Source organism: Georgenia satyanarayanai (assembly GCF_023715365.1).
In the GTDB taxonomy this organism is placed as follows: Bacteria; Actinomycetota; Actinomycetes; order Actinomycetales; family Actinomycetaceae; genus Oceanitalea; species Oceanitalea satyanarayanai_B.
In genome coordinates this window covers 1-422 of the sequence record NZ_JAMBNZ010000137.1, presented here as the reverse complement: position 1 = coordinate 422, position 422 = coordinate 1, and the positions used below count along the sequence as shown (strand labels likewise).

Genomic DNA, 422 nt, shown 5'->3' with positions numbered 1-422 from the left:
CGTGAACACGTCGCTGGCCGCGCGCCAGAAGAACGAGGAGCAGATGCGCCGGTTCGTGGCCGACGCCAGCCATGAGCTCCGCACGCCGCTCGCCTCCATCCGCGGTTATTCGGAACTCTCGCTCAAGGCGCTCCGCAAGCCGTCGTCGTCGGCGAACGGTGGGCCCGACGCGATCGAGAGCACGACCTCTTCGCTCGAGCGCATCCAGGCGCAGTCGTTGCGGATGACGCGGCTCGTCGAGGACCTGCTGCTGCTCGCGCGCCTCGATGAGGGCCGTGAACTGGTCTACGGCACGGTCGACCTGACCCAGCTCTCGCTGGAAGGCCTCTCGGACGCACGTCCCACGGCCGCCGACCACCACTGGGTCATCGACGTGCCCGACGAGCCGGTCACGATCCTCGGCGATGCCGGACGCATGCACC

Annotated in this window: 1 protein-coding gene; it reads left to right on the top strand. The window is 69.0% G+C overall.

What is annotated here, in order from left to right; all coding sequences use genetic code 11:
* Positions 1 to 422: sensor histidine kinase (locus M3148_RS17375; protein WP_251305970.1), on the top strand; the 422-nt coding region annotated here is incomplete at both ends.